Annotated in this window: 12 protein-coding genes; 3 read left to right on the forward strand and 9 right to left on the reverse strand. The window is 65.7% G+C overall.

What is annotated here, in order from left to right:
* Positions 1 to 4: 4 nt before the first annotated feature.
* Both ASG77_RS19900 and ASG77_RS19905 read right to left on the reverse strand, forming a co-directional pair.
* Positions 5 to 343, reverse strand: coding sequence for a P-II family nitrogen regulator (locus ASG77_RS19900; RefSeq protein WP_056349123.1), 339 nt, complete (start codon positions 341 to 343; stop codon positions 5 to 7).
* Positions 340 to 1689, reverse strand: coding sequence for an ammonium transporter (locus ASG77_RS19905; RefSeq protein WP_056349126.1), 1350 nt, complete (start codon positions 1687 to 1689; stop codon positions 340 to 342). The genes ASG77_RS19900 and ASG77_RS19905 overlap by 4 nt, the downstream gene beginning before the upstream one ends.
* Positions 1690 to 1916: 227 nt before the next feature.
* On the opposite strand from ASG77_RS19905, the gene ASG77_RS19910 reads away from it, so the two are divergent.
* Positions 1917 to 3158, forward strand: a complete 1242-nt coding sequence (locus ASG77_RS19910) for an MFS transporter (protein ID WP_056349129.1) — start codon at positions 1917 to 1919, stop codon at positions 3156 to 3158.
* A gap of 77 nt (positions 3159 to 3235) precedes the next feature.
* Here ASG77_RS19910 and ftsY read toward each other — a convergent pair whose 3' ends face one another.
* The 7 genes from ftsY to coaD all read right to left on the reverse strand — a co-directional run bounded on the left by ftsY (position 3236) and on the right by coaD (position 11339).
* Positions 3236 to 4444: a signal recognition particle-docking protein FtsY gene (gene ftsY / locus ASG77_RS19915; protein ID WP_056349133.1), complete on the reverse strand. Its 1209-nt coding sequence runs from the start codon at positions 4442 to 4444 to the stop codon at positions 3236 to 3238.
* Between the two features lie 55 nt (positions 4445 to 4499).
* A complete protein-coding gene (gene smc, locus ASG77_RS19920; protein WP_056349135.1) occupies positions 4500 to 8090 on the reverse strand; it encodes a chromosome segregation protein SMC in 3591 nt (1196 codons plus the stop codon).
* A gap of 141 nt (positions 8091 to 8231) precedes the next feature.
* On the reverse strand, positions 8232 to 9179 hold the full coding sequence (gene mutM / locus ASG77_RS19925) for a bifunctional DNA-formamidopyrimidine glycosylase/DNA-(apurinic or apyrimidinic site) lyase (RefSeq protein WP_056349138.1): 948 nt from the start codon (positions 9177 to 9179) through the stop codon (positions 8232 to 8234).
* 8 nt (positions 9180 to 9187) lie between these two features.
* Complete coding sequence (rnc, locus tag ASG77_RS19930) at positions 9188 to 9928, reverse strand: ribonuclease III (RefSeq protein ID WP_056349636.1); 741 nt, start codon at positions 9926 to 9928, stop codon at positions 9188 to 9190.
* 21 nt (positions 9929 to 9949) lie between these two features.
* Complete coding sequence (gene rpmF, locus ASG77_RS19935) at positions 9950 to 10153, reverse strand: 50S ribosomal protein L32 (protein WP_009356569.1); 204 nt, start codon at positions 10151 to 10153, stop codon at positions 9950 to 9952.
* Positions 10154 to 10189: 36 nt separating this feature from the next.
* Positions 10190 to 10714 carry a YceD family protein gene (locus ASG77_RS21595; RefSeq protein WP_082576166.1) on the reverse strand — a complete coding sequence of 175 codons (525 nt, stop codon included), beginning with the start codon at positions 10712 to 10714 and terminating at the stop codon, positions 10190 to 10192.
* A 124-nt stretch (positions 10715 to 10838) separates the two neighbouring features.
* The gene (coaD, locus tag ASG77_RS19950) at positions 10839 to 11339 is read right to left on the reverse strand and encodes a pantetheine-phosphate adenylyltransferase (RefSeq protein WP_056349147.1); all 501 of its coding nucleotides are present in this window, start codon (positions 11337 to 11339) and stop codon (positions 10839 to 10841) included.
* Positions 11340 to 11382: 43 nt separating this feature from the next.
* Here coaD and ASG77_RS19955 point away from each other — a divergent pair, with 43 nt between their 5' ends.
* Both ASG77_RS19955 and ASG77_RS19960 read left to right on the forward strand, forming a co-directional pair.
* Positions 11383 to 12612, forward strand: a complete 1230-nt coding sequence (locus ASG77_RS19955; protein ID WP_235564704.1) for an aminotransferase class I/II-fold pyridoxal phosphate-dependent enzyme — start codon at positions 11383 to 11385, stop codon at positions 12610 to 12612.
* Positions 12612 to 13400, forward strand: a complete 789-nt coding sequence (locus tag ASG77_RS19960; protein WP_056349153.1) for a spermidine synthase — start codon at positions 12612 to 12614, stop codon at positions 13398 to 13400. The genes ASG77_RS19955 and ASG77_RS19960 overlap by 1 nt, the downstream gene beginning before the upstream one ends.
* Positions 13401 to 13408: the final 8 nt, after the last annotated feature.

Below are 13408 nucleotides of genomic sequence, written 5' to 3' on the forward strand. Positions count from 1 at the left end.
ACTGCTAGATGGCGGCGACGCCGCGTTCGCCGGTCCGGACCCTTACCGCTTCGAAGACGTCCACGGTCCAGACCTTGCCATCGCCGGCGCGGCCGGTGTTGGAGCTGGCGATGATGACGTCCAGGATGTCATCGGCCTGTTCGTCCGTGGCGAGGACTTCAACCCGGATCTTGGGCAGGAGGTCCACGTTGTATTCAGCTCCGCGGTAGACCTCCGTGTAGCCGCGCTGGCGGCCGTAGCCGCTGGCCGCGCTGACCGTCAGCCCCTGGACGCCGTAGGACTCCAGGCCTTCCCGGATGGCTTCGAGCTTCTCCGGGCGGACGATGGCAGTGATCAGTTTCATGCTTCCACGCTTTCCTTGCCCGCTGCCGGTGCGGTCTTCTTTGCGCCGGCTGCTTCGCCGTCAGTGGCCGAACCCTTGCCCTTGATCAGTTCGTGGAGCGGCTGGAAGCTCCCGCCGTGGCCGCCCACTCCGAACTCGTACGCCGTCTCGGCGTGCAGGCTGAGGTCAACACCAACGACTTCCTGCTCCTGCGAGACGCGGAAGCCCATGGTCTTGTGGATGGCGTAGGCGATGATTGCGGTGAGGATTGCCGAGTAAGCGATGGCGATGCCTGCTGCTGCGAGCTGGGCCCAAAGCTGGGCCGGACCGCCGCCATAGAAGAGGCCGCCGCCCACACCGTCGGTTGGGAGGGCGATGAAGCCCAGGGCAACCGTTCCGATGATGCCGGAGACAAGGTGAACGCCCACAACATCCAGGGAGTCATCGAAGCCCCAGCGGAACTTGAGACCGACGGCCAGGGCCGAGGCGACACCGGCGATGACACCGAGGCCGAGCGCGCCCACCGGGCTGACGTTGGCACAGGCCGGGGTGATGGCGACCAGGCCGGCAACAACACCGGAGGCGGCACCAAGGGAGGTGGGGTGGCCGTCGCGGATGCGTTCGGTGACGAGCCAGCCGAGCATTGCCGCGGCCGGGGCTGCGAGGGTGTTGATCCAGATCAGGCCGCCCTGCTCAGCAGTGGTGGCGGCGCCGCCGTTGAAGCCGAACCAGCCGAACCACAGGATGGCTGCACCGAGCATCACGAACGGGATGTTGTGCGGGCGGTGGTTGGGGTCCTTGCCGAAGCCGCGGCGGTTGCCGATGATCAGGACCAGGACGAGGGCTGCCACACCGGCGTTGATGTGGACCACGGTGCCGCCGGCGAAGTCGATGGCCGGGCCGAGTGCCTGGCCAATGGCGCCTTCAGGGCCGAAGAGGCCTCCGCCCCAGACCATGTAGGCCAGGGGGCAGTAAACGAGGGTGACCCAGACGGGGACGAAGAGGGCCCAGGCGCCGAACTTGGCGCGGTCAGCGATCGCGCCGCTGATGAGGGCGACGGTGATGATGGCGAAGGTGGCGGCGTAGCCGACCTTGATGAGCCCGTCCGGCGTGGTGATGCCTTCAAGGCCGAACGTGGCGAACGGGTTACCGACAATCTGCAGGAAGCCCTCGCCGGAGCTCATCGAAGCGCCCCAGAGGACCCAGACCACGCCGACCATACCGATGGAGATGAAGCTCATCATCATCATGTTCAATGCAGCTTTGGCGCGCGTCATGCCGCCGTAGAAAAATGCCAGACCTGGTGTCATGAACAGCACGAGTGCTGCTGCCACCATGAGCCATACGTGACCTGCGGTAAGTTCCATGGTGCACGTCCTCCCTATGATCGATGCTGCGGAATGCTCCGCCTTACTAACGCCTTTTGCGTCCTGTATCGAGTCTGTCGCTGCCGTGTTTCGCCCGCAGAGGATTTACATTGCTGGCTTGTTACAACAACCTCCCGGAAGTAAATGGTGCATATCTGGCTTGTTACGGTTATGTTTCACCACTGCCGCCGACCCCCGGCCGCCTACCTTGCAAGGAAACCCGCCCCATGACGGCACCATCACGCGTGAGCCGCGCCACAACGCGGATTTTTTCCGTTATCCGCCCGCAGAGGCCCACGCTTCCGCGCGACATCAAGGTGATGCTCGCTGCGGCGTTCCTGATTGCCCTCGGTTTTGGGCTGGTGGCGCCGGTCCTGCCCCAGTTCGCCACCACTTTCGACGTCGGGGCAACGGCAGCCGCCGTGATCGTGAGCATCTTCGCCTTCATGCGGCTGGTGTTCGCGCCGGCGGGCGGGGCCCTGATCGGCCGATGGGGTGAGCGGCCCGTATATGTGGCGGGGCTGCTGATTGTGGCGGTATCAACGGCGGCGTGCGCTTTTGCCCAGGACTATTGGCAGCTGCTGGTCTTCCGGGGGCTCGGCGGCGTGGGCTCGGTGATGTTCACGGTGGCCTCCATGGCCCTTGTGGTGCGGCTGGCGCCGCCGGAAAGCCGGGGCAGGGTATCCGGCGCTTACGCGTCCGCGTTCCTGATCGGCAGCGTCCTGGGCCCGGTGGTAGGCGGTCTGCTCGCCGGATTCGGCTTGCGGGTGCCGTTCCTTTGCTACGCCGCCGCGCTGATCCTTGCTGCCGCGGTGGTGCAGACCCAACTCAGCCACGCGCCGTCCGCGGACCGGTCCACAGTGGGCCGCGCCCCGGACATGCGCTTCGCCGAGGCCTGGGGAATTGGTGTGTACCGCTCGGCGTTGCTGTCCAGCTTCGCCAACGGCTGGGCCACATTTGGTGTGCGGATGGCCACCGTCCCGCTGTTTGCCGTTGCTGCGCTGGGTGCCGGTCCCGAGGCCGCCGGCCTTGCGCTGGCCGTTTTCGCCGCGGGCAATGCCGCCGCACTGACATTCTCCGGCCGGCTGGCGGACAGCATGGGCAGGCGGCCGTTGATGGTCGTAGGGCTCCTGGTCGCCGGGCTCGCCACGGCCGCCATCGGCTTCACGTCCCACCTGGGCTGGTTCCTCGCCGCGTCGGTTGTGGCCGGTGTGGGGTCCGGACTTCTGGGACCTGCCCAGCAGGCCGCCGTCGCGGATGTCATCGGCAATGAGCGGTCCGGCGGGCGGGTCCTGGCCGCCTACCAGATGACCTCGGACGTCGGGGCTATTGCCGGACCGGTGCTCGTGGGCGTCCTGGCGGACCGGCTGGGCTACGGCTGGGCTTTCGGCGTCACCGGCGGTGTGCTGGTGCTCGCGGCGGCTTGCTGGTCCGTGACGCGCGAGCCGCTGAAACGCGTCGAGGGGTGAGATCCCGCCGCTAAAGCCTCGGCTTAGCGGCGGGATCTCACCCCTCGTTTGTGTAAACCCCGGTGTCGACCCGGTTACTAGTTCAGCAGGGCGTCGACGAAGCTCTCGACTTCAAACGGAGCCAGGTCATCGGCGCCTTCGCCAAGACCGATCAGCTTGACCGGCACGCCGAGTGATTTCTGGATGGCCACCACGATGCCGCCCTTGGCGGTGCCGTCCAGCTTGGTCAGGACAATGCCGGTGATGTTCACTACCTCGGAGAAGACACGGGCCTGGTTCAGGCCGTTCTGGCCGGTGGTGGCGTCCAGAACCAGCAGAACCTCGTCAACCTCCGCCAGCTTTTCGATGACGCGCTTGACCTTGCCAAGTTCGTCCATGAGGCCGGTCTTGTTCTGCAGGCGGCCGGCGGTGTCGATCATAACAACGTCGACTTCCTGGTCAATGCCGGCCTTGACCGCTTCATAGGCGACGGACGCCGGGTCTGCGCCGTCGACGTCGGACTTCACGGTGGGAACGCCCACCCGCTGGCCCCACGTAGCCAGCTGCTCGGCGGCCGCGGCGCGGAACGTGTCCGCCGCGCCCAGCAGGACGTCCTTGTCCTCGGCAACGAGCACGCGGGCGAGCTTGCCCACGGTGGTGGTCTTGCCCACGCCATTGACGCCTACCACCAGCACGACGGCCGGCTTGTCCGCGTGCCGGTCGGTGCGCAGGGCGCGGTCCATGGTGGGGTCCACCAGCTTGATCAGTTCCTCGCGGAGCAGAGCCTTGACCTGCTCGGGGGTCCTGGTGCCGAGTATTTTCACGCGCTCCCGGAGGGCGTCGACCAGCTGCATGGTGGGTTCGGTGCCGAGGTCGGCCAGCAGGAGGGTCTCCTCCACTTCATCCCAGACGTTCTCGTCGATCTTGTCGCTGGACAGCAGCGCCAGCAGGCTCTTGCCGAGGATGTTGTTCGACCGGACCAAACGCTCGCGGAGCCGGGTCAGGCGGCCGGCAACGGGAAGGGGGGTCTCAACCTGGATGGTTTCCAGGCCCGCCACGTCATCAGGAACATCGGTGACTTCGAGGTCTTCGAGGTCGACGCCGGCGGGAGTGTTGCGCTCGGCCGGAACCACGGGCGCGTCCTCGAGCAGGGTTCCCCCGCCTTGCGGGGTGGCCGGATCATTGGCGTCGCGCGTACCGGGGTACTGGGTGATGTTCTTCCGCGTCTTCAACAGGACCGGGATCAGCCCGCCAATAACCGCCAGGGCAGCAACAATGGACAGAATAATGGGGAGGATGTCATTCACTCCCCTAGCTTCTCACAAACGCGGCAGGCGTTCGGGGCTGCCATCTGCGCGGACGCTAGACGTCGACGCCCAGCCGCTGGCTGATGACGGTGGACACGCCGTCCCCGCGCATGGTGACGCCGTATAGCGCATCAGCCACTTCCATGGTCCGTTTCTGGTGGGTGATCACGATCAGCTGGCTGGACTCCCGGAGCTCTTGGAAGATGGTGATGAGCCGGCCGAGGTTGGTGTCATCAAGTGCCGCTTCGACTTCGTCCATCACATAGAACGGCGAGGGGCGGGCCTTGAAGATGGCCACCAGGAGGGCGACGGCGGTGAGCGACCGTTCGCCTCCAGACAACAGTGAGAGCCGCTTGATTTTCTTGCCGGCAGGTCGCGCTTCGACTTCGATTCCGGTGGTGAGCATGTCCGAAGGGTCTGTGAGGACCAGCCGGCCTTCGCCGCCGGGAAAGAGGCGCTCAAACACGTGGACGAACTGGTCGCGGGTGTCCTCAAAGGCCTCGGTAAAGACCCGCTGGACCCGGTCATCCACTTCCTTGATGATGTCCAGCAGGTCCTTACGGCTGGATTTCAGGTCCTCCAACTGGGTGCTGAGGAACTGGTGGCGTTCCTCCAGGGCCGCAAACTCCTCCAGCGCCAGCGGGTTGACCTTGCCCAGGGCTGACAGGTCCCTCTCGGCGTTCCGGAGGCGCTTCTCCTGCTCCTCGCGGACAAACGGCTTGCCTTCGGGGACCGGTGTGCCGTCGTCGTCCACGGGTGTCCGCAGTGCCGCCCATTTGTCCCCGCTTTCCTCCGCGGGGACGGGCACGGGAACGTCCGGGCCGAAGTCCGCCACCAGCACGTCGGGGGTGATCCCGAGTTCCTCGATGGAACGTGTTTCCAGGGCTTCAATCCGTGCCCGCTGCTGGGCGCGGGCCAGTTCGTCCCGGTGAACCGAGTCGGTCAGCTCCGCCAGTTCGCGGGCCAGCGCATCATTGGTTGTCCGGGTCGCCAGCAGCGCACGGTCCCGCTCTTCCCGGTTCCCTTCGGCGAGGTCACGTTCATGCCGGGCCAGCTCAACAGAAACATCGATGAACCGGATTGCCAGCTCCACCGCAGCGGAGACGGCGGCCGCCCGTCTGGCCTGGATCCGACGGCGGCGCGCCCGTTCTGCAGCCTCTTCACGCGCCCGTCGTTCGGTGGCCGCTGCCCGCTCCAGCGATAGGGCCCGGTTGCGGGTGGCGGTCAGCTGCTCTTCGGTGCTGCGCAGCGAGAGCCTCGCGTCCATCTCCGCAGACCTGGCCAGCGATGCGGCCAGTGCGAGCGCATCGCGCTGTTCGGTGGAGGGTTCCTTTTCGGCGGGCGCCTCCTGCGCGGCAGCCAGCCGCGCCGCAACGGCGGCGAGCGCCTGTTCCTCGGTAATAACATTGGCCTCGGCCCTGGCCAACGAAGTGGCCAGCCTGTCGCTTTCGCCGACGGCGCTGCGCAGGATGGAGTTCAGGTGGCCGAGCTTTTCGGCCACGGCCGCGAGCCGGGCGTCAGAATCGTGCAGGCGGTCCAGGGCAGCTTCTGCCCTCGTCAGGGCCTCGGCGCGCCGGACCTCGGTGCCTGCCAGGGCGAACCTGTTCCGTTCCAGATCCGCGGTGACAACGGCCAGCCGGGCCTCGGCGTCGTCCACGGCGGCCTGCACCTCGAGCAGGGACGGCGCCTTCGCCGAGCCGCCAGTCACCGTGAGGACAGTAAACACGTCCCCGGCCCGGGTCACGGCTGTCAGGTCCGGACGTTCGGCAACCAGCAGCCCCGCCCCATCCAGGTCTTCAACAACTGCCACCCCGGTCAGGAGCGCGGCCACGGCGGGGGCGGGCCCGCCCCCGCCGGATGCCAGGTCCACAGCCCAGCGTGCGCCCGCCGGCAAAGGTCCGCCCGTGCCGGAGACTGCATCCGGCAAGGGCAGAGCAGACGCCAGCAGCAGGGAGGCCCGCCCGGCATCGTCGTCCTTCAGACGTTGCACCACGATGGCGGCCGCGGCTGGATCCCGGACCACTATCGCTTCGGAGGCGTCGCCCAGTGCCGCGGCTATCGCCGTCTCATAACCCGGCTGAATGGTGAGGCCCGCGGCAAGCGTGCCCACAACGCCGTCCAGCCCGGAGTTGAGGGCGTGCGCCGCGCCGTCTTTTCGGTTAAGGCCGAGCTGCAGTGCGTCCCGTCGGGCCACGAGGGCGTCACGTTGGCGGACAGCTTCTCCCCCTGCGGAGGTCAGATCGGCAATCTCCTGGACGACGGCGTCGAGCTCTGCGCTGGCGTCCTCGTAGTCGGCGTCGAGGCTTTCCTCCCCCTCTTCGACCCCCGCCACCTGCGTTTCCAGGGCGGTGAACTCCGACTGGGCCCGGCGGCGGCGTTCCTGTCCGGCGGCGAGTGATTCCCGCAGCCTGCCCAGCTCGGCCTGCGCGGATTCAACCCGCGATCTTGCCGCACCAACCTGTCCGGCAAGTTTCGCCAGGCCCTCGCGCCGGTCCGCTGCGGCCCGCAGGACGGCAGTGAGTCTTTTTTCCTCGGCAGACGCCTCGAGTTCGGCCCCGGTCTTCGCAGCCGTCGCTGAGTCCAGCGCGCTGCGCCGGTCCAGGATGTGGCGCTCCAGCTCCGTCAGCTCGTCCCGGACCCGGACGGCCTGCCGTTCCAGCTGCTCAGGATCCCGGCCCGAGTACGGTTCAGCATCAACTGCGCCCAGCAGCCGGCCGCGTTCCTGGGCCAGCGAGCCCAGCGAACGGAGCCGTTCCCTGGAAGCGGAGAGCCGGTACCAGGTATCCCGCGCGGCGTTGAGCTTTGGCGTGGCCTCGGCGGCGAGCTGTTCCACAGCTGCCTGCTGGCGGCGCCCCTCCTCCAGCTGCTGCTCCACTACGGCACGGCGGGCCTTCAGCGCCGTTTCGTCCGCCACGTCCTGCTCGAGTGAACTCTGCTGCTGCACGAGGTCGTCGGCCAACAGCCGTGCGCGTGCGTCCCGGACATCGAACTGGACCCGCTGGGCGCGGCGCGCCACATCAGCCTGCTTGCCGAGTGGTGTGAGCTGGCGCCTGATCTCCCCCGTCAGGTCGCTCAGCCGTTGCAGGTTCGCCTGCATGGCCTCAAGCTTGCGGACCGTTTTTTCCTTGCGGCGGCGGTGCTTGAGGATCCCGGCCGCCTCCTCGATGAAGCCGCGGCGGTCCTCCGGAGTGGCATGCAGGACCTTGTCCAGCTGCCCCTGGCCCACGATGACATGCATTTCCCGGCCCATACCGGAATCCGAGAGCAGTTCCTGGATGTCGAGCAGGCGGCAGCTGGCGCCGTTAATGGCGTATTCAGAGCCCCCGGTGCGGAAGAGGGTCCGCGAAATGGTGACCTCGCTGTATTCGATGGGCAGCGCCCCGTCAGCGTTGTCGATGGTCAGGGACACATGGGCCCGGCCCAGCGGCGGCCGCCCGGAAGTCCCGGCAAAAATGACGTCCTCCATTTTGCCGCCGCGGAGCGTTTTGGCTCCCTGCTCCCCCATCACCCAGGAGAGGGCGTCCACCACGTTGGACTTGCCGGAACCGTTCGGCCCCACCACTGCCGTGACTCCGGGCTCAAAATCGAAGGTCGTGGCCGACGCAAACGACTTGAACCCACGGACGGTAAGGCTTTTGAGGTGCAAGGTGTTTCTGGTCTCCTGAATGGCTGAAGCGGCTGCTTTGCTGCCCCAAATCTACTGCGTCCCTGCGGGTTTCCACGGATTTCCGGGTGTCTGTCCCTGCAGCGGAAAGCGCCCGATCATGGCCGGCAGGGCGACGGCGGCCTACCAGCGGCCGTTGCGCGGGCGCGGCTGACAGACCGGGCAGGTGTAGGACGAGCGGTTCATGAACAGCTCGCGGCGGAGTACGGAGTTAGTCCCGACGGCGGCACAACGGCTGCAGGGTTTCCCTTCCCGCCCGTAGGCGTTCAGGGAGCGGTCGAAGTAACCAGAGGCCCCGTTGACGTTGACGTACAACGAATCAAAGCTGGTACAGCCGGCGGCAAGTGCGTCCAGCATGACTTCGCGCGCGCTGGTGATGAGCCGTTCCGCATCCCCGCGTCGCAGCGTATCGGTGGGCCTGGCGTAATGCAGTTTTGCCCGCCACAGGGACTCGTCGGCATAGATGTTGCCGATGCCTGATACGAGACCCTGGTCCAACAGGGCGCGTTTGAGGCCCGTCTTGCGCTTCCGCAGCCGGCTGTAAAAAAGGTCAAAGGAAAACGCCGGATCCAGGGGATCCCGGGCGATGTGGGAGGCTTCCTCGGCGATGAACGCAACGGGAGATTCCGCCTCGCCGCCCGGGCCGCCGTCGTCCGTGGGAACCATGCCGGTGACGAACAGCCCGCCGAAAATCCGCTGATCCACAAACCGGAGCTGTTCAGGCATACCGGCCACGGGACTCAGGCGCAGCCTGACCTTGAGGTGTTTCTCGTCGGGCACGTCCGCGTCCTGCATCAGGAGCTGGCCGCTCATCCCGAGGTGGGCCATCAGTGCGACAGACCGCGTGCCAGTGGCGCCGGGTGTCTCACTCAGCGGCATCCAGAGGAATTTTCCGCGGCGCACCACGTCCACAACCGTGGCACCCTGGAGGTTGCCTCTGAAATCCTCGGTGCCCAGGGCATGGCGGCGGAGCGAACGCGGGTCCAGCACGTCCACCGATGTGATGGTCCGGCCGCGGACCCAACTCACCAGTCCGCGGCGGACTACTTCGACTTCAGGCAGTTCGGGCACGGCTCAGCCTAGACGCTGCGGGAGGACTCTGGTGATGCGCCCTCCGCCGCTGAGGCCACGGCGGTTCCCGCGCTTGGGGAGAGCTGCCGCCAGGCGTCCGCGGCAGCTTCCTGCTCCGCTTCCTTCTTCGAATGGCCTGACCCATTGCCGTATGGCTTGCCGCCGATATTCAGGACAGCCCTGAAAGTACGGGCGTGGTCCGGCCCGGCCCCCTCAACGGCGTAGTAGATAGTGCCCATCTGCCGGCTGGCTGCCAGTTCCTGGATGCTGGTCTTCCAGTCCGTGCCGGCGCCGAGTGCGCCCGCATCCTTAAGGAGCGGCCCAATCAGGCGCATAACCAGCTGGCGGGCAGTCTCTATGTCGTTGGACACGTAAGTGGCACCAATGAGTGCCTCCATGGTGTCCGCCAGGATGGAGGCCTTGTTCTTGCCCTCGGTGAGCTTTTCGCCCTGCCCCAGGTAGATATAGTCCCCGATGCCCAGGCTGCGGCCGATGCCGGCGAGGGCGCGCGTGCTGACCACCGCAGAACGGCGTTTGGCGAGGTCGCCTTCGGGCAGTGTGGGGTTGTCCCGGTACAGGGCATCGGTCACGGAGAAGCCCAGGATGGAGTCGCCCAGGAATTCGAGCCGCTCGTTGGTGGGGATGCCGCCGTTTTCGTAGGCATAGGAACGGTGTGTGAGAGCAAGACGAAGCGTCCCGGCGTCAATGGAGACACCGAGACGCTTCAGAAGCTCTTCAGTTGAAGACATCATGTCAGCCCAAGCGGCCGATTAGACGTCTGCTACCTTGCGGCCCTTGTACTCAAGGAACAGCGCGGTGCCAGCCGAGTCGGTAACGACCTTTGCCTGGTGCGGCAGGCTGTAGGTAACCTGGCCGTTTTCGACAGTCTTCACCAAGTGGGGGGCAGTTGCCTTCCACTGGGAGCGGCGGGCGCGGGTATTCGAGCGAGACATTTTCCGCTTCGGGACAGCCACGGCTAACTCATTTCTCTCTAGACAAACACGTACAAATCAGTTTTGCCGGTCAGGCTTAGCCAAGTCGGCTAGGGCAGCCCAGCGAGGATCTACGATCTCGTGGTGATGCCCCGGCTCGTCTTCCAGGCGGACTCCACATTCGGAGCAAAGGCCCTGGCAGTCTTCCCGGCACACCGGCTGGAACGGCAGCATGGTTACAACTGCGTCCCGCAACACCGGCTCAAGATCGATAACATCGCGCTCGACTCGATATTGCTCTTCTTCGTCTTCTTCGTCCGACAGCACAACGCCCTCGTAGAAGAAAAGTTCTTGCACATTGACCTCAAGGTCATACGCAAGGGGATCCAGGCATCTGCCGCATTCGCCTTTTACTTCGGCGACTGCGGTTCCTGATACCAGGATTCCTTCGTGTACGGCCTCAAGCCTCAGATCCAGCTCGATGTCCGAGCCTTCCTGAACGCCAATGAGTGCCACACCAAGATCACTTGGTGCGGGTACATGTTCCTTCAGTGTCCGCATGCTGCCCGGGCTGCGCCCGAGATCCTTGACGTCGAACGCCAAGGGCGAACTAGCATCTCGTTTAATGAGAACTCCTGTTGAACATATGACCGACGTACCATCTTAGCCTGAAGAACCGCAGGGACTCAAACCAGGCGACGGACGGCCGTCGAAGTACCGGACTAGCCTACCCTCTTGGCGGCTGATCGGGCGCAGACGCGCCCGCGAGCAACCTTTTATGTACCGACCGGGGCACATAGTCGGACACGCTGCCACCCAGACCGGCCACCTCTTTGATCAGGGTGGATGACAAATGCAGGTAGTGCGCCTCCGCCGGCAGGAACACCGTTTCCACGCCGCTGAGCTGGCGGTTCATCGTGGCCATCGGAAGTTCGTAGTCGAAGTCTGAGGATGAGCGGAGACCTTTGACGATCGCGGAGACACCGCGCTGGCGGCAGTACTCGGCCAGGAGACCGTCGCCCACCGGTTCCACCACAATGCCTTTGAGGGATGCCAGGGTTTCGCGCGCCATATCCAGGCGGTCCCCCAGGCTGAACATGTACTTCTTCGCATAGTTGGTCGAAACCGCCACGATCACCTCATCGAAGAGGCCGGCGGCACGGGCGATGACCTCGAGATGGCCGTTGTGAATGGGGTCAAAGGATCCGGGGCAGACAGCGCGTCTCATGCACCGAACCTACCGCATGGGGCGGCCGGGATACCATGACTGGATGCATCCACCACGGGACCTTTCCATGCCCAGCGTGCCTGCCCCGTGGCAGCGCACCGCCTCAGGCGCCAATCTGCTGGGACCTGCCGGCCAACTGGGCGTCACCATCTTCGAAGAGATGACCACGCTGGCGGCGCAGACCGGCGCCATCAACCTTGGGCAGGGCTTTCCCGACGAGGACGGACCGCGGGAAATCAAGGCGGCAGCGATGGCCGCCATCGAAGCCGGTGCCAACCAGTACGCGCCCGGCAAGGGCATCCTGAAACTGCGTGAGGCCGTGGCTGCCCACCAGGAGCGGTTCTACGGGCTGGCCCCGGACCCACACACAGAGGTCATCATCACTACCGGCGCCACAGAGGGGATCGCCGCAGCGTTGCTGGCGTTCGTCAGCCCTGGCGACGAGGTGCTGACTTTCGAACCGTTTTATGACTCGTACGGCGCCGTCATCGGCTTGTCAGGCGCCACCCACGTCACCGCCCCGCTGCTGGCTCCCGACTTTTACCCCGACATGACGGCCATGGAGGCAGCCTTCACCGACCGCACCAGGGTGGTGCTGTTGAACAACCCGCACAATCCCACCGGTGCCGTCTTCCCCCGCCATGTCCTGCAGCGCGTCGTTGAGCTTGCCATAAAGCATGACTGCCTCATCATCACCGACGAAGTGTATGAGCACCTCACCTTCGGCGCCAGGCACATTCCTGTCGCCACCCTGCCGGGTGCAGCGGAGCGGACCATCACCATCTCGTCTGCCGGAAAGACCTTCTCCTTCACTGGCTGGAAGATCGGTTGGCTGACCGGCCCGGATCATCTGGTGGCGGCTGTCCGGACGGTCAAGCAGTTCCTGACTTACAGCTCCGGTACACCGTTCCAGGCAGCCATTGCGACCGGCCTCGCACTGCCGGATGAGTTTTACCAGGGCATTGCGGCCACTCTCCAGAAAAAACGGGACATCCTCAGCGAAGGCCTTCGCGCCGCAGGATTCGACGTTTACACGCCGCAGGGAACCTATTTCGTCAACGTGGACACCGCACCCCTTGGCATTGGCGACTCCGTGGACCTGGCCCGCAGGCTGCCCGGACTGGTGGGAGTGGCCGCGATCCCCGTCCCCGTCTTCTGCCACCCGGAGGGCGCGGAACGGACACGGAGCCTGCTCAGATTCGCATTCTGCAAGAAAGTGGAGCTCCTCGAGGAGGCCGCCGCCCGGCTGGCGACCCTCAGCGGAAAGCTCTGATGTCGGAGCCCCGCGGCACACGTTCCACGCGGTTCCTGCGGACCACCGGACAGCACGCCTCCATCGAGCCCGATGCTTTCACCGACGGCGGCTACGTCCTGAGCATCGGCGGGGCCGAGCAGTCCCATGTTAACCTGGCGCATCCTGAGGAGATCTTCTACGAGTACCTGCGACGGATCGGCCACATTGTGGACCTCGCCGCTCCCGAAGGCCAGCCAATCACCGCGCTCCATCTCGGGGCCGGAGCCCTGACCCTTGCGCGCTACATCCAGGCGACGAGGCCCGGATCCGTCCAGTATGCGGTGGAGCTGGAACGCGAGCTCCTCGACTTTGTCCTGCAGCAACTCCCCCTGCCTGACGGTACCGAGCTGCACACCGTCATCGGCGATGCCCGTGACGCCCTGGCGGACCTGGACCCGGCACTTCAGTTCGACGTCGTGATCCTGGACATCTTCTCCGGACCGGAAGCCCCGGCCCACATCGCCTGCGAGGAGTTCTACCAGGAGGCCCGTGCACGCCTTGCACCGGAAGGTTTGTTGATCGTCAACGTGGGCGATGAACCCGGCCTGACCCTGGTACGAAGCCAGGTCGCCGCCATACGCCGCGCCATGGCCGACGTGGCGGCCTTCGCCGAAACCGGGATGTTCGCGGGCCGCTACCCCGGCAACATCATCCTCGCCGGAACGCAGACTCCGTGGCCCGAAGCCTGGACAGCCGAACTGACGGCACGCGGCCCCCACCCCGCGGAGGTTCTCGCCGGCGTGGACCTGGATAAGCTGGCCGGCTGAGCCGCAGA

Source organism: Arthrobacter sp. Soil762, from assembly GCF_001428335.1.
Taxonomy (GTDB): Bacteria; Actinomycetota; Actinomycetes; order Actinomycetales; family Micrococcaceae; genus Arthrobacter.

What these genes read in the sequence shown, in the direction of transcription:
- ASG77_RS19960 (WP_056349153.1), top strand. Translation starts at nt 12,612, where the DNA reads ATGTCGGAGCCCCGCGGCACACGTTCCACGCGGTTCCTGCGGACCACC.
- coaD (WP_056349147.1), bottom strand. Translation starts at nt 11,339, where the DNA reads ATGAGACGCGCTGTCTGCCCCGGATCCTTTGACCCCATTCACAACGGC.
- ASG77_RS19905 (WP_056349126.1), bottom strand. Translation starts at nt 1,689, where the DNA reads ATGGAACTTACCGCAGGTCACGTATGGCTCATGGTGGCAGCAGCACTC.
- rnc (WP_056349636.1), bottom strand. Translation starts at nt 9,928, where the DNA reads ATGTCTTCAACTGAAGAGCTTCTGAAGCGTCTCGGTGTCTCCATTGAC.
- ASG77_RS19955 (WP_235564704.1), top strand. Translation starts at nt 11,383, where the DNA reads ATGCATCCACCACGGGACCTTTCCATGCCCAGCGTGCCTGCCCCGTGG.
- ASG77_RS19910 (WP_056349129.1), top strand. Translation starts at nt 1,917, where the DNA reads ATGACGGCACCATCACGCGTGAGCCGCGCCACAACGCGGATTTTTTCC.
- ASG77_RS19900 (WP_056349123.1), bottom strand. Translation starts at nt 343, where the DNA reads ATGAAACTGATCACTGCCATCGTCCGCCCGGAGAAGCTCGAAGCCATC.